Annotated in this window: 17 protein-coding genes; 1 reads left to right on the top strand and 16 read right to left on the bottom strand. The window is 65.0% G+C overall.

The window, feature by feature from the left end; genetic code table 11:
- Positions 1-31 precede the first annotated feature (31 nt).
- Positions 32-835, top strand: coding sequence for an inositol monophosphatase family protein (locus tag J1C48_RS07590; RefSeq protein ID WP_207257225.1), 804 nt, complete (start codon positions 32-34; stop codon positions 833-835).
- A gap of 155 nt (positions 836-990) precedes the next feature.
- Here the strand turns inward: J1C48_RS07590 and J1C48_RS07585 are convergent, their stop codons facing one another.
- The 16 genes from J1C48_RS07585 to J1C48_RS07510 form a co-directional block, all read right to left on the bottom strand.
- Positions 991-2,415 (bottom strand): FAD-binding oxidoreductase, encoded by a 1,425-nt coding sequence (locus tag J1C48_RS07585; protein WP_207257224.1) that lies wholly within the window; start codon positions 2,413-2,415, stop codon positions 991-993.
- A 247-nt stretch (positions 2,416-2,662) separates the two neighbouring features.
- The gene (locus J1C48_RS19105; protein ID WP_281433635.1) at positions 2,663-5,269 is read right to left on the bottom strand and encodes a LuxR C-terminal-related transcriptional regulator; all 2,607 of its coding nucleotides are present in this window, start codon (positions 5,267-5,269) and stop codon (positions 2,663-2,665) included.
- A gap of 149 nt (positions 5,270-5,418) precedes the next feature.
- A complete protein-coding gene (locus tag J1C48_RS07575) occupies positions 5,419-6,519 on the bottom strand; it encodes an S-methyl thiohydantoin desulfurase family protein (RefSeq protein WP_210345346.1) in 1,101 nt (366 codons plus the stop codon).
- Positions 6,516-7,607, bottom strand: coding sequence for an S-methyl thiohydantoin desulfurase family protein (locus J1C48_RS07570; RefSeq protein WP_207257223.1), 1,092 nt, complete (start codon positions 7,605-7,607; stop codon positions 6,516-6,518). The genes J1C48_RS07575 and J1C48_RS07570 overlap by 4 nt, the downstream gene beginning before the upstream one ends.
- A 5-nt stretch (positions 7,608-7,612) precedes the next feature.
- Positions 7,613-9,154: a hydantoinase/oxoprolinase N-terminal domain-containing protein gene (locus tag J1C48_RS07565; RefSeq protein ID WP_207257222.1), complete on the bottom strand. Its 1,542-nt coding sequence runs from the start codon at positions 9,152-9,154 to the stop codon at positions 7,613-7,615.
- A gap of 45 nt (positions 9,155-9,199) precedes the next feature.
- Entirely contained in the window at positions 9,200-10,270 is a 1,071-nt protein-coding gene (locus tag J1C48_RS07560) for an ABC transporter ATP-binding protein (protein WP_207257221.1), read from the bottom strand.
- A 97-nt stretch (positions 10,271-10,367) separates the two neighbouring features.
- On the bottom strand, positions 10,368-11,495 hold the full coding sequence (locus J1C48_RS07555; protein ID WP_231081718.1) for a type 2 periplasmic-binding domain-containing protein: 1,128 nt from the start codon (positions 11,493-11,495) through the stop codon (positions 10,368-10,370).
- Positions 11,496-11,540: 45 nt separating this feature from the next.
- On the bottom strand, positions 11,541-12,350 hold the full coding sequence (locus tag J1C48_RS07550; RefSeq protein WP_207257220.1) for an ABC transporter permease: 810 nt from the start codon (positions 12,348-12,350) through the stop codon (positions 11,541-11,543).
- Entirely contained in the window at positions 12,350-13,267 is a 918-nt protein-coding gene (locus J1C48_RS07545) for an ABC transporter permease (protein WP_207257219.1), read from the bottom strand. Before J1C48_RS07545 ends, J1C48_RS07550 begins: the two co-directional genes overlap by 1 nt.
- 26 nt (positions 13,268-13,293) lie before the next feature.
- Positions 13,294-14,064, bottom strand: a complete 771-nt coding sequence (locus J1C48_RS07540) for an aspartate/glutamate racemase family protein (RefSeq protein WP_207257218.1) — start codon at positions 14,062-14,064, stop codon at positions 13,294-13,296.
- A 464-nt stretch (positions 14,065-14,528) separates the two neighbouring features.
- The gene (gene iolB / locus J1C48_RS07535) at positions 14,529-15,356 is read right to left on the bottom strand and encodes a 5-deoxy-glucuronate isomerase (protein WP_207257217.1); all 828 of its coding nucleotides are present in this window, start codon (positions 15,354-15,356) and stop codon (positions 14,529-14,531) included.
- 4 nt (positions 15,357-15,360) lie between these two features.
- Complete coding sequence (gene iolE / locus J1C48_RS07530) at positions 15,361-16,263, bottom strand: myo-inosose-2 dehydratase (protein ID WP_207257216.1); 903 nt, start codon at positions 16,261-16,263, stop codon at positions 15,361-15,363.
- 55 nt (positions 16,264-16,318) lie between these two features.
- Positions 16,319-18,145 carry a 3D-(3,5/4)-trihydroxycyclohexane-1,2-dione acylhydrolase (decyclizing) gene (gene iolD / locus J1C48_RS07525; RefSeq protein ID WP_207257215.1) on the bottom strand — a complete coding sequence of 609 codons (1,827 nt, stop codon included), beginning with the start codon at positions 18,143-18,145 and terminating at the stop codon, positions 16,319-16,321.
- Positions 18,142-20,082, bottom strand: a complete 1,941-nt coding sequence (locus J1C48_RS07520) for a bifunctional 5-dehydro-2-deoxygluconokinase/5-dehydro-2-deoxyphosphogluconate aldolase (protein WP_207257214.1) — start codon at positions 20,080-20,082, stop codon at positions 18,142-18,144. The genes iolD and J1C48_RS07520 overlap by 4 nt, the downstream gene beginning before the upstream one ends.
- The gene (locus J1C48_RS07515) at positions 20,082-20,282 is read right to left on the bottom strand and encodes a hypothetical protein (protein ID WP_207257213.1); all 201 of its coding nucleotides are present in this window, start codon (positions 20,280-20,282) and stop codon (positions 20,082-20,084) included. Before J1C48_RS07515 ends, J1C48_RS07520 begins: the two co-directional genes overlap by 1 nt.
- A gap of 164 nt (positions 20,283-20,446) precedes the next feature.
- Positions 20,447-21,283 carry a MurR/RpiR family transcriptional regulator gene (locus J1C48_RS07510; RefSeq protein WP_231081717.1) on the bottom strand — a complete coding sequence of 279 codons (837 nt, stop codon included), beginning with the start codon at positions 21,281-21,283 and terminating at the stop codon, positions 20,447-20,449.
- Between the last annotated feature and the right edge of the window lie 54 nt (positions 21,284-21,337).

The raw sequence follows: 21,337 nt of genomic DNA, 5'->3' as shown, positions 1-21,337 counted from the left end.
CCGTGCTGGCCTGCCGTCCAAAGGAGCTTTGATGCCCACCGCCTCTCCCAACATTGCCGCCACCGACTGGAACGACTTCGCTGACTTCGCTGGAACACTCTGCAACAAGGCGAGACCAATCGCGCTTGGCTATTTCCGCACCGCGCTGCCGGTCGATTCCAAGGCCGACGAAAGCCCGGTGACGATCGCCGACCGAACCATCGAAGCGGAAATGCGCGCGATGATCGAGGCCCACTTTCCGAGCCACGGCATCTATGGGGAAGAGTTCGGCATCAAGAACGGCGACGAGCACATCTGGGTGCTCGATCCGATTGACGGCACCAAGAGCTTCATCACCGGCTTTCCGCTGTTTGGAACCCTTGTGTCGCTGGCCGTAGACGGGGCCCCGCGGATTGGCGTGATCGACATTCCGGCAACCGGCGAGCGCTGGATCGGCACCCCGGGAGAAACCCGGCTGGCAGGTGCAAAGCAGCGCACCAACGACTGCCGAGCGCTTGACGCAGCGCGGCTCTATACCACGAGCCCGGACGGCTTTACGACAAGCAACACTGCCGGGGCACTTGCCGCGATGTCCGCGCGCGTTGCCATGCGGCGCTTCGGCGGCGACTGCTACATCTACGGTCTACTGGCCTCCGGGTACTGCGATCTGGTGCTTGAGGTCGGACTGCAGCCCTATGACTTCATGGCGCTGGTGCCGGTGATCGAGGGCGCCGGCGGCGTCATCACCGATTGGTGCGGCGAGCCCCTCGGCTTTGAGTCGCAAGGCCGGGTGATCGCGGCGGCGACCCCAGACCTCCACGCCGACGCGATCGACTTCTTGCGCATCTGGATCTAATCTACGCGTCAATTCAGATGACGGGGTTGCGCGGTCCTCGGCTGCGCACAGGCCTTCACAGCTCGGTTGTTTGACGATCCGCGCCAAGAACCGCTTGGTGCGCTTCGGTCTGCGGCCGATCGACGAACGCCGCTGACATCGGGATAAAACGCGTCTTACGAGACATTTTGCCTTGCTAAGACCGGGTCGACGATCACGCCCGGATTGAGGATGCCGGCGGGATCGATCGCCGCCTTGATCCGCCCCATCAAATCGCGCTCGACCGCCCCGCGCAGCGCGTTTGCCAGCGCGATCTTCGCCCGGCCAAGACCATGCTCGGCGGCAAAGCTGCCGCCCAGTTCGCTCGCCAGCCGGCCGAGCTCCACGGCAAAGCGCTGGCCGTGACCGGCGAAGTCCGGGGCGCCGGCGGCCGGGCTCAAATTGTAGTGGACATTGCCATCGCCGAGATGGCCGAAGGGATTGAGCCGCACGCCCGGCAGGATCGCCTCGCAAAGCGGTGCGGCCTCGGCGATGAAGCGGGCGAGCTTGCCCGGTGGCACCGAAATGTCGTGCTTGAGCTGCGTCCCTTCCAGACGCTGCCCCTCCGGCTGCTCTTCGCGCAACCGCCAGAAGGCGAGGCGCTGCGCTTCGGACTGGGCGAGCGCGCCGTCGGTGACGAGCCCCTCCTCCATGCCGGCCGTCAAAACCTCTTCAAGAATTTCGTCGAGCGGCACCTTGGCCGAGGACGCGGTCAATTCGACGAGAAGATAGAACGGCGCGCGGCTTTCCAGCGGAAAGTCGATGCCGTCGAGATTTTTGAGGACGAGATCGAGCCCGAGATCGCAGAAGAATTCGAGGCCGTTGACGAATTCGCCCGCCTCGCTGCGCAGCCGCGCCCCGAAGGCGACGAGGGCGTCCGCACTGGCCAGGCACAACAGCGCCGTCGCCCGCCCCTTCGGCGCCGGGTGCAGCCGCAGGACCGCCTTGGTGACGATGCCGAGCGTGCCCTCGGCGCCGCAAAACAGCCGGCGGAGCTGATAGCCGGCATTGTCTTTTTGGACGCCGCGCAGCCCATTCCAGACGGAGCCATCCGCCAAAACGACCTCGAGCCCAAGGACGAGATCCTGCATCATACCGTAGCGCGCTGCGTGACTGCCGCCGGCATTGGTGCCGATCAGCCCGCCGATCTGCGCCGAGCCCTCGGCTCCGAGATGCATCGGGAAGATCAGTCCAGACGATCCCAGCGTCTGGTGCAGACGGTCCAGCACCACGCCCGCCTCGACCTCGACCGAACCGCCGGCACCATCGACGTCGCCGATCGCCGTCATCCGGGCGAGCGACAGGATCACGCCGCCGGCGCGGCCACAGACCGAAGCGCCACAAAGGCCGGTATTGCCGCCCTGTGGAACGACCGCGGCGCCCGCGACCCGACAGGCGGCGAGAAGACGGGAAACCTCGTCGGTGCTTGCCGGCCGCGCGACGCCAAGCGGCTCCGCGCCATAGCGATCCAGCCAGTCGCGTCGATAGCTGTCGGCTTCGCTGCCCGAAAGCCACCCCCTGGGCCCGAGGATTTCAGCCAATGTTGCGTCGAGATCGGCCATCATACCTTCCTACCGCCGGACGTCGCCAGCCTGCACGCTACCCCAAAACCCGCATCATGACAGCGACGACCCGCTGCCGGATGGATAAGGATCGCTACCTGATCATCCATCCCGGCATGATAGTTCGCGATGGCCATTCAAACGAGCCCGCTGCTCCCATTTCAGCCGCCCGGACCGTTCCGGTATCGCCCCATGAGATGCGAGGTCCGCAACGATCACGGTCCTTGCGGACGATCGTGGTTCGCGATCAGTGCAGCAGGCCGAGGGTCCGCCCGACCGTCACCGCCATCGCCCGGCGGCCGACCCCGAGCTTGGCAAACAGGTTCTTGACGTGGAACTTCACCGTTGGCTCGCCGATATCGAGCTCACGGGCGATCTCCTTGTTGCTGAGATCGCGGGCGAGCAGCGCCAGGACGTCGCCTTCGCGCGGCGACAGAATGCCGATCTTGGATCGGAACGAGCCATCCTCGTCGACGGCGATGATCCGGTTGACGAATTCCGTGGCGGCGGCGGAAAAGGCCGACAATCCCTGCTGGCGGACAATCGCGCGCACGACGCCCTTCAGCGCCTCGCCCTCGGACGAAAACGGCTCGATGAGGTTCTCCGGCATCGCCTTGTCGATCGCCGCGACGAGATGGCCAAGGGCCGCCTCCCCCTCGCCGCATTTATGGACCGCCTCGACCAGCAGGATTTCGGCGCACAGAATCGTCAGGCCGTCATCCTGGTCTTCCACCGTCTCCACAAAGCGGGTCAGCGCATCGCGCGCGGTCTGATAGCTGCCGCGCCGCAATGTCAGCCGGGCAGCGGCGATCATCGCGTCGCGCCTCTCCCGGCGCACCGGCCACAGCGTGTCGTCGAGCGGATCCGGCAGACGGGCGAGCCAGTCGCTCGCCGCCTCGAAGCGCCGTTCGTTGGTGAGAATCTCGACCCGCAGCGTATCAAGCGACAGATCGAGCCGCGGCAGACCGCGATCCTCGGCGACGGCTTTCGCCGCCTCGACGACCTCCAACGCCGCCTCACCGCCGTCGAGCAGGCGGCGGCACCGCGCAAGCGTGGTATAGCCGCGCGAAAAGACGTCGACCCAGCCTTCGCCAGCGGCGGTGACCGGCATCGCGACTTCCAGCGCGCTGGCCGCCTCGATCACATGACCTTGCCGGAACATTGTCTCGGCCATCGGAATGCGAGCGATCGAGAGCAGGTTCTCGTCGCTCCACTGGGTGGTCTGAATCATATGCTCGGCCTCGCGGCCATAGCGCGTCGCAACCGTCAGGCGGCCGCCGAGAAGATTGACCAGCGCCAAATGGATGAGCATGAAGGCCTGGGCATAATGCGCGCCCTCTTCGCGATAGCATTCGAGCGCCTTGGCGGCGTGGGCGGCTGCCTGACGCAACAGGCCGCGGCGCGTGTGGGCGATGCACAGATGGTTGTGCAGCCAGCCGCGTTCCCAGGTGTCGCGCAGCCGGTGCGAGCGCACGCGGCGTTCCAGCCAGTCGACCTGCTCGTCCTCGAAATGGCTGTCCTCATAGACGTCGAAAAGACTGTCGATGTGGATGATCACCGCCTCGGGCACCTCGTGGAGCTGACCCTCCCGCGCCAGCGTCTTCAGCTCTTCCAGGATCTGGCGAGCCGAATGGATCTGTCCCTCCTTGGCAAGCACCAGCGCCCCGCACAGCGTCAGGCCCGGCGAATCGTGGACGACATCGGCGGGCAGCCCCTGCATCAGCCGTTTGAGCACCGTGTAGCCGGCCCGCAGGAATAGACCGACACCGCCCGCCGCCCGAATGGTATTGGCGGCGAAGGCGAAATCGCCGGCGTCAGCGGCGTAGCGAACCGCCTTCTCGATCTGGCCGGCCGCGGCGAACCACGCGGCGGCGCGGGTGTGACGGTGGCGAAGCTGCGCCTCACCGACCCGCTGGAGCAGCAGCGAGCGCAGCAACGGCAACAGCGCGAACCAGCCAGGCCGCGACGGCAGAGAGGCAGCCAACGGCTGCAGATCGACGAAGGCCTGGCGCACCTCCTCCGGCGACAGCCCCGCCAGTTCGCCGGCAAGCTCCGGCGGCACCTCGTCGAGGCAAGCCCCGACGTCGAGCAGCTTGAGGATCGGAGGCGGCAGCGCCGAGAGCAGCTCCTCGTCGAGGAACGCAGCGAAATCGGCGTGATTGCCGGAGAGGACGGCGAGACGCTCTTCACCGGAGATCCCGCCGCGCAGCCGTGAGGCCGCCAGCCCGACGATCGCCGGCCAGCCCTCGCAGAGCGTCAAGAACTCCTCCAGCTCGGCGCCCGTCAGCCCGTCGAGCAGGCGCCGCGCCTCGCTGCGCGAGAAAGCGAAGTCGGCGGCCTTCAGCTCGCTCACCAGACCGCGCATCCGCAGCCGCGACAGCGGGATCACAGAATGGTCCCGCGCCGCGACAACGAGGCGCATCGCGTCAGGCAGAGCGGCCAAAAGCTTGGCGACGGGCTGTTGGACGCCCGGATGAAGATTGTCGAGAAACAGCACCAACCGTCGTGCCGGGATCGTCGCCAGCATGTCGAGAACCGTTTCGAGCGGCCGCTCGACCGCCCGGTCGATGCTGGAAAAGCCGAAGGCGTAGGCGATTTCGACGGCCAGCTCGGCGGTGTCGATCGGCTCGTCCGGCAGCGTCAGCCAGCCGATCTGGCCGCCATCGGCCTTCAGCCGCGCATGCACCTGAGCGAGAAGCTCGGTTTTGCCGAAACCGGCCGGCGCTTCGAGCAACACCACCTGCCCGTCCAGAGCAACCAGAACCTTGCCGACCAAATAGGGCCGATCAATGCCCAGTGCCGGACGCCGGGGCGGACGCAGCCGTTGCGCCAGCGCGACGGGTATTCGTGCCATGCCCCTGCCGTTTCCTCCAACGGCCATCCGTCCCATGGCCGTGACGTCCCCGTGTTGATCTGACGCCTCCCGCGAAAGGGTGGCATCTTCGACCGGTTATAGGCCATCGGCCGCCGGCCCGTCGACCGGCTCGGCCGCCGAGCAGCGCCTCAGTCGTCCTTCGCCATCCCGAGCGGAACGTAAGGGTGATCGAGGCCGAAAGCCTTGGGTCCGAAGAGTGCCAAAGCTTCCGGCGTGCGCATGATCTCCGGCACTCGCACCGCCAAGAGGTCGACCCGTTGGCCGTAGCGCAGCCGCTCGGTCGAGATCGCCGCGCCGGTGTCGCGATCGAGGATCGAGATCAGATCCGGCACCACCGCGAGAACCCGGCCGCCCTGGGTGGCGGAGAGATTTTCGTTCTGGATGGTGACCTCGATATCGGCGTCTTCCTTGTCGAAGGTCTCGATCCGCACGGTACCGACCGACCAGCCATTGACCTCGCGGCGGGCGATATCGGTCACCTTGCCGGAGCCGATGAGCGCCGCCGCTTCGTAATGAGTGGTGGCGAAATAAGACACGAGCGCCTCCACCGGACGTTCGCGGCGGCGTTTGGCGCCGCTGACGACACGGCCGATCTCGATCGCCAGCGACACGGTGCCGGGCACCGACACCCGCTTCGCCGTCCGTCCGTCCATGCCGTAATTGGCGATGTAGCTCTGCCCACCCATGCGGATGGTCAGCCCGCGCGCGATCCATTCGGCCTGGGCGGCATCGCCGGTTTCGACGATCGACACATTGCCCTTCTCGTCGGCGACCGCGACCGGACAGGCCGGCACGCCATAGGCGTTGAAGGTTTCCATTTCGAGGCGCGGAAAGGCCCGGCCCATGCCGTCGGCGTCGAGCACCGGCAGCTTGCGGCGGGCGGCCAGCGCCAGCGGCGCGGTGGAGTTCACCCCGCCGGCCTCGAACGGGATCAGCGCGTCGACGGCGCGGCCGGTGCAGCGCTCCCAGGCGGCAACGGCCTGGTCCATTTCTTCGCCCTGGGGCAGCTTCTCGATCAGGATCGTCGGCGCGCCCATGGCCCCGCAGGACAGGACCTGCCAGTCGTCATTCGCCTGGTCGAGCGGCACCAGTTGCACCGGCCCGTGCTCGGCGATCGCCGCGCGGGCGACGAGCTTACCGATATAGGGATCGCCGCCCCCGCCGGTGCCAAGGATTGCGGCACCGACGGCGAGATCGTCGAGATCGGCGAGGGTGACGGCTTCGATCATCGCGGCATCGTCTCAATCGGGGTGAAGGGGTGGTCGAGGCCGAAGCAGCTCGGCCCGAAAATCGCCAGCGCTTCCGGCGTGCGCATGATCTCCGGAACTGCCACCGCCATCACCGTCACCCGCTGGCCGTAGCGCAGATTTTCGGTGGTGATCGGTTCGGCGGTCTCGGAATCCATGACGCAGATGAGATCCGGGACGATCGCCTTCACCACGCCGTCGACGCGGGCGATCAGATTTTCGTTCTGGATCTCGATCTCCATAACGCCGGCATGCTCGCCAAGTCCGTCGATCCGGGCGCGGCCCATTGAGAAGCCGTTGCGGGTCTCGCGCTGCATGTCAGCGATCTTGCCGGAGAAGATGATCCGGCCGTGATGGTAAAGCGTCTGCGGCAAGAGTTCGAGCAACGCCTCGAACGGGTTCAGATGTCGCTTCTTGGCCTCGCGCAAGGTGCGGCCAATGCGCATCGCCAGCGTCAAGGTGTTGGGGATAGCCGTACGCTTCACATCGGCGCCGGTCATGGAATATTCGGCGATATAGGCGCAGCCGCCCATGCGGATCGCGACGCCGCGCGACAGCCACTCCATGTCCTTGTTGTCCTTGGCGAGGATCAGCGCCTGATCACCGTCCTCATCGGACACCACCATCGGGCTGCCCGGCACGCCATAGACGCCGAAGGTCTCCATCTGCAGCTCGGGGAAGGCGCGGCCCATGCCGTCGGCGTCGACGATCGGCAAGCCGAGACGCGCGCCAACCACCAGCGGAATGGTGGAATTGATACCGCCGATCTCGATCGGCATCGTCGCGAAGGCGCGTTGGCCGAGATGGCTTTCCAGCCGCTTCAGCGAGGCGACCGCCTCGTCGCCGCTCGGCAGCTTTTCGACCAACACGGTCGGCGCGCCCATCATCGCTGTCGGGATCACCAGTGCCTCGTCCGGAACCTCGGACGGGTCGATCAGCTCGACCTCCAGCCCCTCGTCCAGACACTGCTGCACCATCAGCCGGCCGACATAAGGATCTCCGCCGCCGCCGGTTCCCAGAAAAGCTGCGCCGACCGCCAAGTCCTTCAGATCGTTTGTGTCGAGTTTCATGGGCTTCATCCAATCACGAGATCGCCGACGGCCTTGACCCGGATGCGGGTGGCCGAGCCCGGCAGATAGGCGAGCGGGACTTCCTCGATGTCCATGATATTCACTGTGCCCTCGGCGGCACCGGCCGCCACGGCGTTGGCGCTCGCCTCGCGCTTGGCGCCCTCGAGTACGACCTCACGCGAAGTGCCTTCGAGGGAGAAGATCCGATCCACCTCACCGCCGACCTGGGCGATCGCGGCACCGATCGCATTGGCGACGGCGGCGTTTTCGGGCCGGATCACTTTTGACGCACTCGGCAGATCGCGGGAGATCAAGATCGATCCGCCGCCGACCAGGATCACCGGCAGCGGCTCGGCCGAGGTCTTCATGCGATCGACGGCCTCATCGATCATGCGATGCATGGTGGTAAGCGCGGTCTCGATCGTCGCCGCCGGAATGCGGGCGACGCGCGAACGGTCGCCGATGTCCTCAAGCCCGGCGGCAACGACGATGTCGGTGGTGGTCAGGGTGTCGCCGCCAAAAACCAGCGCCTTTTCGGTGATCTCATAACCGACCGAGTCCGGGCCGATACGGGCACCGTCGTCGCGGACCAGCGAGCCGCCGCCAAGGCCGGTCGCCAAGACGTCGGGCATGCGGAAATTGGTCCGCACGCCGCCGATATCCACCGCCACTGCCGACTCGCGCGGAAAACCCTGCATCAGCATGCCAACGTCGGACGTCGTGCCGCCGATATCGACCACCATCGCATCGGGCTCACCGGCAAGCAGCGCCGCGCCGCGCATCGAATTGGTCGGGCCGGAGGCGAAGGTGAGGACCGGATAGCGCTCAACATGGTCCGGCGTCATCAGCGTTCCATCGTTCTGGCTGATATAGAACGGTGCGGTGATGTTCATGTCGCGCAGCGCCTGCCGGAAGGAGGCGATGACTCGTTTGGAAAGCTCCGCCAGGCAGGCGTTCATGATCGAGGCGTTTTCGCGCTCCAAGAAGCCGACACGGCCGATCTCATGGCTGAGCGACAGGGCGATGTCCGGGATCTCGTTGCGCAGGATCTCCGCCGCCCGCTCTTCCATCCCCGGCATGACCGGCGAGAACACCGAAGTGATGGCCGCGCTCTTCAACCCCTTGGCCTTCATCTCGCCGGCAATGCGCAGAATTTCGGCTTCGTCGAGCGGCGAAATCTCGCGGCCGTCGAACTCGTGGCCGCCACGCACCATGTAGCGGTGCCGGCCGAGCGTATCGGCGAGATCGTCGGGCCAATCGGTCATCGGCGGCAAAGCGCGGGTCGCCGGCAGGCCGAGCCGCACGGCGGCGACCTCAAGAAGACGCCGCCGCTCGACCACCGCATTGGTGAAATGCGTGGTGCCAATCATCACCGCTTCGATCTGCGCCGGCTCGACCTGGCTGTCGCCGAGCACCTTTTTCAGCGCGGCGACAATGCCGGACGAGACGTCTCCGGTCGTCGGCGACTTGCACGAGGCGACAACACGCATGCCGTCCATCAAAGCGGCATCCGTATTGGTGCCCCCTACGTCAATCCCGATCCGCATGGGATCCTCCAGCATTTCGTTCGTGTGGTTGTGATGCGCGCCCGATCAGCGCAGCAATGTTTCGCAACGCGCCGGGTCCCAGCCAGCGAGAACCGCGTCGCCGACGGCGAGCCGCGGCCGATGCGCCTGGTTCTGCCGCTCGGCGGTGATCGTGGTGCCCTGAATATCGATCCGATAGCGCACGATCGGCCCCTGATAGGTCTCCGACACGACCTTCGCCGGAAAGGCGACGACGCCGTCCGGCAAAGTCTCAGCATCGACAATGACGTTTTCGGGCCGCACCGCGAGCTGCGCCGGCGTTTCCTTGTCGAGCGCGCCGCGTACCCGGGCGCTGAAATCGGCGCCGGCGAAGTGGACACGGCAATGCCCTTCCGTCTCCGGGCGCGCCGTCACGTCGATCAGATTGGAATGGCCGATAAAGCCCGTGACGAACAGCGTCGCCGGCCGCTCGTAAATTTCCTCTGGCGTGCCGACCTGGACCAGCCGCGAGCGCTCCATCACGCCGATCCGGTCCGACATCGTCAGGGCTTCGTCCTGGTCGTGGGTCACGTAGACGGTGGTGATGCCGAGGCTCTTCTGCAGATCCTTGATCCAGAACTTCATTTCCTCGCGCATGTTCTTGTCGAGGGCCGACAGCGGCTCATCGAGCAGCAGGATGCGCGGCCGGGTGACTAGAACGCGGGCGAGCGCGACACGCTGCTGCTCACCGCCCGAAAGCTCCCTCGAATAGCGGTTCTCATAGCCTTCGAGGCCGACCTGAGCGAGCACCTCGCGCACCCGCTTGTCGATCTCGGCCTTGCCGACCTTCCGCATCTTCAAGCCGAAGGCGATATTCGCCGCGACGTTCATATGCGGGAAAATCGCGTAGTTCTGGAAGACGATGCCGATGTCGCGCGCTTCCGGCGGCAGTGCGGTGACGTCGTCGTCGCCAAGCAGAATCCGCCCTGCGCTCGGCGTCACGAAGCCGGCGATCATCCGCAACGTCGTCGATTTGCCGCAGCCGGACGGCCCGAGGAGCGAGAAGAATTCTCCCTCGCCGATCGTCAGGTCGATGCCGTCGACGGCGGTGCTGGTTCCGTAGCGCTTGGTCAGCGTGTCGAGGCGGATCTCTGTCATCGAAGCACCTTGCCGCAAGAGGGCTGAGAGGTCGGGGCGGCGACCAGACGCCGCCCGCGCATTGCCGGATGGGCGGCCACGTCGCCGCCCGTTTCCATCAAGAAGCAAAGATGCCGTTGACGGTCTCGACGATGTCGTCCTCATCCTCGAGATAGCGGTTCCAATCCGGGATCCATAGATCCTTCAGCGCATCGGCGTCGTTCTTCACACCCTGATCGATAAGCCCCTTCGGCAACTTCGCGTCGCGCGCCGTCGGGCGATAGAAGAACACCTCGCCGACCGCGGTCTGGAAGGCCGGATCCATGGTGCGGTCGACCAGCGCCAGCGCCAGCTTCTTCTGCACCGGATCGAGATAGCGGCTGACGGTCTTGGTCTGGGTCAGCGCCGGGCGCGGATTGTCCCACAGATAGACGTCAACCGGGATCCCCTTGGTCTTCTGCAGATAGACCTCGCCATCGTTCTGAACCGCGATCTCGACCTCGCCGCGCTCGACCAGCGCCTGCATGTTGCCGGTGAAGTCCGAGACCTTCATCGGCATCGCCTTCTTCATCGCGTCGTAACCGGCGTCGTAGTCGTAAAAGTCCTTGCCATAGGCACCGCAGGCGGTGAGGAAGAAGACCATCTGCAGCGTGTTGGTGGTGACATAGGTGCCGCGCTTGCCGGCATAGCGCTTGTCCCAGAAATCCTGGAAAGAGGCCGGGGGCTGAAGGCCCGTGTCGGTGCGATAGACGTAGCAATAGCGTGAGAAGGCCCAGGTCAAACCGATGCTGTTCTGCTTGGCGAAGGGCCACAGCCCCTTGGCGTTGGGCACGTTGGCGATCAGCTCGTCCTGCGGCATGAAATAATCGCCGGCTTTCGCCGTCTTGAACATTTCCGGCAGATTCCAGTTGGTGACCGCGTAAGGCGGGTTCTTCGGCCCGGAGGCCACGAATTTCGGGAACCAGGGGAAGGAACTGTCGTACTGGACCTTGCAGTTGAAATCCTTCTCGAACTTGTCGAGCAGGTGTTTGCGCATGGTCTCCTGCCAGAAACCGCCCCATTCCGCGATGGTGATGGTCGCACCACCGGCATCGAAGGGCTGACCATCATAGCTCACGTCCTTGGAAAAGGCGTGATTGATGTTGAACAGGCTGACGCCGGTGGCGGCCAAACCAAGGCCAGCGCTGGCCTTGAGGATCTGCCGGCGATTGGCGACGAAGGGCATGCGATCCTTGCGGTCTGTCATGTCGGTGTTCCTGTTTCTGGTCGATCGGATTGATGAAGGCTCTGGTCAGCGCCCGCCGAACAGCCGGCGGAAATTGACGAGACGGGCGGAAATGACAGTGGAGGTGACGACGAGCGCGATGGCGAAGATGCCCGCGGCGGCGGCCGTCGGCTCAAATCGGTAGCGCAGCGACGTGTAGATCGCGATCGGCAGCGGCTGCAGATCCGGCGTCGACAAGAACAGCGACACTTCGAACTGGCCGAAGGAGACGATGAAGGCGAACAGCGCTCCGGCGCCGATGCCACCGGAAATCAGCGGCAGGGTGATGCGAAAGAAGGCCTGCCACGCCGTTGCCCCGAGCGAGCGCGCCGCATCTTCCAGCGAACGGTCGAAATCGACGAGAGCAGCCGTCACCGTGGCGATCACCAGCGGCGTCGTGACGATCACATGGCCGACCAGGAGACCGTAGAAGGTGCGCGCCAGCGGCAGACCGGTGCTGATCAAGAAGACGTAGAGCGCCAGGCCGATGACCACGCCCGGCAGCACCAGCGGCAGGATGAACAGCCCCCGCAAGATCTTCGCCAACCGCCCGCCGCGCCGCTGGATCCAAATTGCCGCCATGGTGCCGATGACCGTCGCGATCGCCATGGTGGCGGCGGCAAGGCCAAAGGAAAACAGATAGGCCGGCACGAAGGTCGGCGAGGTTAGGAAAGACTTGATCCAGCGCAGCGACAGGCCCTGCGGCGGGAACGTCATGTAGTCGCCGGCATTCAGCCCGGTGAGGATGACGATCAGCACCGGCACGACGAGGACGATCAGCGCAAGCGCGGAGCCGACATAGAAGGGCCAGGCGATCGCGTCGTTGCTATCACGCATCAGCTGCGTCCTCCGGCGATATAGGCGGCGGCCCGGTCGTAGACGATGACCGCGAGCAGACTTGTCAGGAACAAGACCGCGGCGATAGCGGCGCCGAACTGCCAGCGCCCGGCCTCGGCGATCTGCTGATAGACGTGGATCGGCAGGACCAACACCTTCCAGCCGCCCATCAGCGCCGGCACCACATAAGAGGAGATCGACATGGCGAAGACCAGAAGCGATCCCGACAGGATCCCCGGCATCGACAAGGGCAGCGCAACATGCCGGAACGCCGCCGCCCGCGAAGCGCCGAGCGAGCGGGCAGCTTCCTCGAAAGACGGCGGGATCTGCCGGATCACCCCGATCAGCGACATGATCATGAAGGGCAGCGTCACCTGGACGAGGCCGACGACGACGCCAAAGGTGTTATACATCAAGTGCAACGGTGCGGAGACAAGCCCAGACGCCAAAAGCATCTGATTGATCAGACCGTTGTCGCCAAGCAGAACCATCAGGCCGTACAGCCGGATCACCATGTCGAGCTGCATTGAGGACAGGACGAGAATGGTCAGCACCGTCACGCGCGCCGGCACCTTGGTGCGGGCGATGACGTAAGCCAGCGGATAGCCGAGCAACAGGCAGACAAGCGAGACGAGGACACCGATCCCGACCGAGCGGAAGATCGCGTCGAAATAGAGTGAGCGCGTGAAAATCCGAACGTAGTTGTCGAGGGTCAGGGCGCTGCTGAAGCCAAGCACGCCCGGTATCGTCTTGTTGAACGACATGCCGAGCAGCGAGGCGACGGGCAAAATGAAGAAGATGAGGAAGAACAGGCTCGCCGGCAACACCAAGAGCCAGAGCTTCGGCATCGGGCGCCGGACCGGCCTTCGGCCAATCGACCGGGCCGGATCAAGCACCAGGGCGTCAGATTTGCTCATCGCTGCGGCCATCCTCGCGCGCCCCCTCAGTTGCCCGGGAACAGCAAGTCGTTCAGCCGATCATAGCCTGGCAGGTTCTTGCGCGGCGGCTTGGGATAGCTGAGCGCGCTGTGGGACAATCCGCCACGGACCAGGGCGGCGGCAATGTTGATCGCGTTGGGGATCGGATCGATCACCGGAATGTCAAAACCCTCCGCGAGCAGCCGCTCGCGAAGCGCCGAGGCGCAGCCAAGCAGGCCGGTGCAACCGAACACGACAGCCTCGGCGCCATCCGCCTCGATCGCGATGCGCGCTTCCCGCGCCAGAACGTCGAGGGTCGCGGCCATGTCGCTTTCAAGTTCCAGAACCGGGATCTCGAGATGACGCACCGAGGCAAGGCGGCTGGTGACACCGTAGAGGGCGGCGGCGTTCTCGAACTGCGCCCGCAGACGCCGCATCACGGTCAGCACCGAGAAGCGGTGGCCGAGCATCGCGGCGACATGCATCCCCGCCTGGCAGGGGCCAAGAACCGGAATGCGAACCGCCTCCCTGGCCGCGCGCAGCGCCGGGTCGGCCATGCAGTCGATGACAACCGCATCGACCCCCTCGCGCTCGGCTTCGATGATGCGGGCAATCGTGTCCGGCGCGGACAGGGCGATCTCAAATTCCGATTCAATCGACCCCGGACCGACGTCGATCTGCGATCCGCTGACCGTCAGGCCGTCATATTCAAGCGTCTTCAAAACGCCGACGTCCCGAAATCCGCGGGTGGTGATTGGCGATACGACACGAACGTGGACGCGCGATTGGCGGGTCATATGAGGGTTCCTTCCCATCGATGACTGCATCATGAGGAGAGAAAGGCAAGGATCGGAAGGGGGTCGATGGATAGGTATTTTAAAAAAAGGGATAGGCACTGAGATGCCGAAACACACAGGACCCTATTCTTTTGCATGGGTCATCTCCGCTTCAACGCCGCCTATCGCCATGCCGGGTCTTCGTCCTGCTTAAAACGACCTCGAATGACGCCATTTTTTGCAGCGCGCTCGCCTTAGAGCGCCCTGCGTCCGATCGGACGCAGAAAGGTCGCTCTGACCCTTTGAATCGACGCATCGTGCTGTGCCGAAAATCGATTCCGATTTTCGGGCCGATACTTTAACACCCTTCCTCCGCAACATTCGCCTCCACCCGCCACAGATCGCGCCCCATCGCAGCGCAAAACGCCGGGCGATGATCCATCGCCCGGCGTTCCTATCCCATCGGTCGCTGTCGTATGGCGGTCTCAGCCAGCATCGCGCTTGGCGATCCAGTCGTGATCGGGGTGATTCTGGAAGCGCCATTTGCGCATCGGCCCGGCCATCACGTTGAGATAATACATCTCATAACCATAGGGCGCAGCGCAGGGGTGATGGCCCTTCGGCACCAGCACGACGTCATGATTGGACACGCTCATCGTCTCGTCGAGGCTGCCGTCTTCGGTGAAGACCCGCTGATGACCGTAACCCTGCGCCGGGTTGAGCCGATGGTAATATGTCTCTTCGAGATAGGTCATCGCCGGAAACGCGTCTTCATCGTGCCGGTGCGGCGGATAGGATGACCAATGGCCGGCGGGGGTGAAGACCTCGGTGACGAGAAGAGCGTCGGCGACGTCCCGCTCTTCCATGGCGATGGCGTTGATATGGCGCAGATTGGTGCCCTTGCCGCGATCGGTCAGCGTAATGCCCGTTGGCCCGATCCGCGCCGCAGGATGGCCGCCGGCGCCTGGCGCGGTGCAGACCGCCAAGGTACAGGCCGTCGTCGCGGTGGCCGACCAGTCGCTGTCATTCGGCACATACAGGCAGTGGGGCGGCGTCTTTTCGAAGACGTCCAGGCGCTCGCCCATCTCGCCGAAATCCTCGCCGCCAGCGCTCAGCCTCGCCTTGCCTTCGACGAGGACGAGGATGACCTCACGATCGCCCGTCGCTTCCCGAGCGCTCTCACCCGGCGCCAGCCGATACAGCGAAAAGCCGACATAAGCCCAGTCGGGCGACAGCGGCCCCTTGGCGGTCTCGGGAGTGATCGCGTGGATCTTCCCGCTGGTGCCGGTAGGCTTGCGCAACAGATGCGGCATCACATCATCCTTTGGTCAGTCCGGTTTCGCGGGCGAGACGCCGCAGCGTCGCCAGCCCAAGAGTCTGGTAGAGTAGCGGATTGCGAACCGCCGGGTCCTGCTCCGCCTCGATGACGATCCAGCCATCATAGGCATGATCGGCAAGGATCTTGAGCAGCGGGCCGAAATCCACGGCCCCGTCCTGATCGCCCGGCACGGTGAAGACGCTGGCCCGCACCCCGTCCATGAAGGAGAGGCCCTCGCCCTCCACCTTGGCACGCACCGCGGGGCGAACGTTCTTGGCGTGGAAATGCTTCACCCGGCCGATGTGGCGGCCAAGCACCGCGGCCGGATCGCCGCCGCCGAAAAAGCAGTGGCCGGCGTCGAAGAGCAGCTTGGTGGCCGGCCCCGTCGCCGCCATGAAGGCGTCGATATCCTGCGGGCTTTGCACCACCGTTCCCATGTGGTGGTGATAGACAAGGTCGATCCCACGGGACGCGCAGTGCGCGGCGATCGCCTCGACCTTTTCGCCAAACGCTTGCATCGCGCCGGCCGACAGCACCGGCCGCTCCGACAAGGGAACATCCAGCCCCTGCACGGAATTCGACGTCTCGCAGACGATGCAGACCTTGCAGTCGTTGTACTGGAGCTTGTCGAGATGGGGATCGATCGCGGCCTTTTCGGCTTCCACCGAGTGGGCGAGCAGATTGAGCGAGTGCCAACCCGAGATGAAGGCCAGGCCGTAGGAGGAAAGCAGCGCCTTCAGCGCAGCGGGATCGTCCTGCGGCCAGCGATGACCATTCTCGATGCCGTCAAAGCCGATCTGCCGCCCGGCTTCATCGAGAATGCGTGCGGTCGGAATGTCAGCGCCGAGAGACTGGTCGTCGTCATTGGCCCAGGCGATAGGATTGGTGCCGAAGCGGATCATGGATGGTTCGTCCAAAGCTTTGAAAACGATGGGATGCAATAAGGCGCCGGGCGGATCAGCCGCCCGCCCGAAGCTTGAGCTGGTCGTCATAGGCTTTGCGGGCAGCCAGCACTTCGTCCCGCGTCGAGACTTCCGGCACCGCGACGTCCCACCAATGTCCGCCTGGCTCGGTCGACGGATAAGGGTCGGTGTCGATGACGACAACGAACGGTCCCGTCGCCGCCCTCGCCCGCTCCAGCGCCGCCTCCAATTCGGCGATCGAGGCGACATGGACCGCTGCCGTACCCATCGCGGCGGCATGGGCGGCAAAGTCGATATGGGCGGCGTTCACGTGTTCGGTGTGGTCGAGGAGATTGTTGAACTCCGCGCCACCGCAAGCCATCTGCAGGCGATTGATGCAACCATAACCGCGATTGTCGGTCAAAACGACGGTGATCTTCTGGCCGAGCATGACGGCGGTGGCGAGTTCCGAATTCGCCATCATGTAGGACCCGTCACCGATCATGCAGACAACGTCGCGATCGGGGTCCGCCATCTTGATACCGAGGGCACCGGCGATCTCGTAGCCCATGCAGGAATAGCCGTATTCCATATGATAAGCGCCGGCGCGCGGCGCCTTCCAGAGCTTGTGCAATTCGCCCGGCATGGTGCCGGCCGCGCACATCACCACCGTATCCCGGCCGCTCGCCCGCTGCACCGCGCCGATGACCTGCTGGTCGCTCGGCAATTCGTTGCCCGCCGGCGCCGCGGTCAACGGATCGACGGCCGCGAACCACTCGGCTTTCAACGCGGCGGCCGGCGCCTTGAAACGATGATCGCCGAGCACCTGAGAGAGCATTTCGAGGCCGACTAAGGCATCGCAGCAGAGCGGCTCGGCGCCGTGCTTCATGGCGTCATAGGCCGCGACATTCAGCGAGACGAGCTTGCGGTCGGGGTTTTGGAAGAGGTTCCACGAGCCGGTGGTAAAATCCTGAAACCTCGTGCCGACGCCGAGCACAAGATCGGCCTCGGCGGCGACGATATTGGCCGACGACGCCCCGGTGACACCGACGGGGCCGAAATTCATGGCGTGATCCCAGGCCAGCGCCGACTTGCCGGCTTGGCTTTCGACAACCGGGATCGCGTGCTTGCTGGCGAACGCCTCGAGTGCCGCCGTCGCACCGGAATAATGAACGCCGCCGCCCGCGACGATCACCGGCTTCTTGGCTGCCTTGAGGAGATGGACGACCGCCGCAAGCTCGACCGGATCGGGATGCGGTCGGCGGCTGCGCCAGACGTTTGGCGCAAAGAAGCTCACCGGATAATCATAGGCCTCGGCCTGAACGTCTTGGCAAAAGGCAAGGCAGACCGGCCCGCAATCGGCCGGATCCGTCATCACCCGGAAGGCCCGCGGCAACGCCGTCAACAGCTGTTCCGGCCGCGTGATGCGGTCGAAATAGCGGGTGACCGGCCGAAAGCAGTCATTCGCCGAGACCGTGCCATCGGTGAAGGCTTCGATCTGCTGCAACACCGGATCGGGCCCGCGACCGGCAAAGACGTCGCCCGGAATGAGCAGCAGCGGCAGGCGATTGACATGAGCGAGCGCCGCCGCCGTCACCATATTGGTCGCGCCGGGGCCGATCGACGAGGTCACCGCCATCGCCCGACGCCGGCCGGACTGTTTGGCGAAGGCAATCGCCGCATGGGCCATCGTCTGCTCGTTGTGGCCGCGATAAGTGGTGATCGCCTCGCGCTCGGCATGCAGCGCCTCGCCGATGCCGGCGACATTGCCGTGGCCGAAGATCGCCCAGACCCCGGCGAGGAAGGGCATGCCGTCCTCGGTCATCTGGTTGGCCAGATATTTCACCATCGCCTGTGCGGCGGTGAGTCTGATCGTCATCATACTGCCGTCTCCCCGGCCCGATTTTGAGCCGCACCGTCTGCGGCGCCGCTGCGGGCGGTGTCCCATAGCGCGCAGAGGCGGCCGTATCGTTCCGCCATCTGTGCGACCGCCGCCTCTGGCGTCAGATCGCCGGTCATATAGGCCTTCGCCGCCGCACCGAAGATCGTACGCCCGACGGCAAATCCCTTCACCAAGGGGAAGCGCGCCGCCGCCGCAAAGCTTTCCCTCAAGGCCTCTTCCGGCGCGTCGAGGCCGAGCAGCACGATGCCGCGCACATTTGGATCGTTTTCGGCGATCGCCGCGCACGCCTTCTCCCAGGCCGCTTCGCTGACCATCGGCTCCAGCTTCCACCAATCCGGATAGATCCCGAGATCGTAGAAGCGGCGGATCACCTTGGCCGTGGTGTCGTCATCGACGGGCCCCGCCTTCGAGGCAATGACTTCAAGCAGAAATTCCACACGATTGCGCCGACAGGACTCGAACAGCCGGCGCACCGAACGTTCCTGCTCGGCCCAAAGCGCCGGCGCATCGTCCGGATGACAGAAACACAGGCATTTCACCACATGCTCGGCCGGCCATTCGGCCAATCCGCCGCAATCGGCGCCGATCTCCGGCTCAAATTGCAGCGGCCGCGAGCCCGGCCATTCGACCGGCCGGCCGATCCACAATCCCCGGCCCGCGGCACGGTAGAGCGCCTGACGGCCGAGCCGGCCGTCGCAAAGCAGGCCGTAACCGGAACGCCCGCCCTGCACCGCCAAGACCGCATCGAGACACAGCTGCTTGAAGACGCCGATCTTGTCCGGCGTCGCGCCGTCAAGGTCTTCGAGCTGCATCCGATGATCGAAGGCGAAGACCCGCATGGTCTGCCAGTCGCCCTTGCGGTTGGTCGACCAGTGGATCTGCTCCAGCTCGGCATCCTTGCGCAGCGCTTTGTCCTGGATGCCGCGCTTCAGGAAGAATTGCAGTTCGGCGAGCGACGGATAGGACGGCGTGCAGCCATGACGCGACACGGCGAAGGCGCCGCAGGCATTGGCGTATTCCAGCGCGCGCGGCCAGCTTTCGCCGTCAAGCCAACCTTTCAAGAGGCCGGACATGAAGCCGTCACCGGCGCCAAGCACGTTGAACACCTCGATCGGAAAGCCCGGCCCGGCCTCACCGTCGTCGAGGCGGTCCGGAATATCGCCAGGGAAGGCGACGGCGCCCGCCGCCCCGCGTTTGCAGATGAGCGTCGCGGCCGAAACCTGGCGCACCGCCTTCAGCGCCGCAACGGTATCGGTGGTGCCTCCGGCGATGTGAAACTCCTCCTCGGTGCCGACGATGAGATCGAACAAGGGCAGCGTCGACTGCAGCTTTTCCGTCACCTTGGCAGACGCGATGAAGCGCTCCTCGCCAGCGCCATGGCCGGCAAGTCCCCAGAGATTCGGCCGATAGTCGATGTCGAGCGCGGTGCGTGCGCCGTGGCTTCGCGCCAGGCGGATCGCCTTGAGGACGGCGGCCTCGGTCTGCGGATGGCTCAGATGGGTGCCGGTCGCAACCACGGCCCGAGCCCGGGCGATGAAGGCCTCGTCGATATCGTCCTCGCACAACGCCATATCGGCGCAGTTCTCGCGATAGAAGATCAGCGGGAATTGGGTGTCGTCGCGAATGCCGAGCAGCACCAAGGCGGTGAGCCGCTCCGGATCGGTGACGACACCGGTGGTGTCGACCCCCTCGCGGGCGAGTTCCTCGATCAGAAAGCGGCCCATATGCTCGTCGCCGACCCGGGTGATCAACGCCGATTTCAGCCCGAGCCGCGCCGTCCCGGTCGCCATATTGGTGGGTGAGCCGCCGACATATTTGTCGAAGCTGCGCATGTCCTCGAGCCGCCCGCCGACCTGCCCGCCGTAAAGGTCGACGGAGGATCGGCCGATGGTGATGAGGTCGAGATCCTTGGTCATCAAACAGTGCCTCCGAGCGAGCCCTTGAGTTCAGCCATCCCCCGTCCTTCGGCCAACATGTCTCGCCGCTTGTTGCCGATGATGTCGCCACGCGTGGCAGCGCCGAGGATCGTGTCACGATTGAGGACGATGAAACGATCACCAACGGCCGCGACAGTCCGGGCGACAGCTGCGGCCGCGAATGTCCTCAGGATGCTCATGCACTCTCCTCCCGCCGATGATCCGATCACTCGGATGATCCGATGCGCTTTGCAACCGAAACCGCCGCGTCCGGCGACGAACGGCCGAACCCTTGCGATCTTCCCGGACCCTCCCGAGCCATTTTAGAAGATTTATTCTATTTTTCTTGCTCTGACCCGGAATGTCAATCGCTGTTTTCACGACTGCCGCCGATGGCGACCGCCAGGGCGGTAGCAAGCGTCAGCGCGGCTGTCGGCACCCGGAAGGCGCCGACATCGACTTCGCGGGCGACCAACAGCTCGCGGGCACAGTCGCGCATCGGACAATCCGCCGTGTCGCTGAGCGCCACGACCGGAATGCCGCGCGCACCCGCCCGCGCCGCGAGTTCGAGCGTCTCCTGGGAAAACGGCGCGAAACTGACGGCAAACAGCGCGTCGCCAGGGCGCATCGCGTGGTCGCTCTCGATCTGGCCGGCCGTGCGATGAATGACCGTCGGCACCCGCATCTTGTCGAGCAGGTAGCCCATATAGCTGACGATGGCGAAGGCCCGGCGCAGCCCGACAAGATGGATCGTCCCCGCCTCCGTCAGCACCGCCGCGGCGCGGCGAAGCCGCTCGCCGTCCAGGCTATTCATTAACGAAACCAGGGACTTGTGCCCAGCCTCGGCGAAACTTGCAGCAAGCCACTCCGGCCCCTGCGAACCACGCTCGCGCAGCTGTGACAGGCGCTCCTCATAATCGGGGCGAAACTGGGTATATTCGGCCCGAAACAGGGCCTGCATCTCGGAAAAACCGGAAAAGCCGAGCGCTTGGCAAAAGCGCATGAAGGCTGACGGCTGCACCCCGGCGCCGGCGGCCAAATCCGCCACGGTGGAGACGGCGACGAGATGGATGTTGTGGCGCAAAAATTCGGCACATTGGCCGAGCCGCTTCGGCAATGATCCGCCGAGACCGTCGAGCCGATCGAGCAATTCCGACACACTGCCCGGCGCGCCCGCCTGAACATTCACCATCGACGCCATCGCATTCCCCATCTTGACAGAACCACTATACAGGCGCATCCCAGGGATGGAATA

This window comes from Jiella flava (assembly GCF_017349315.1).
GTDB classification, from domain to species: Bacteria; Pseudomonadota; Alphaproteobacteria; order Rhizobiales; family Rhizobiaceae; genus Jiella; species Jiella flava.
The sequence above is the reverse complement of the archived record's forward strand: the minus strand, read 5'-3'. Positions and strand labels throughout refer to the sequence as shown.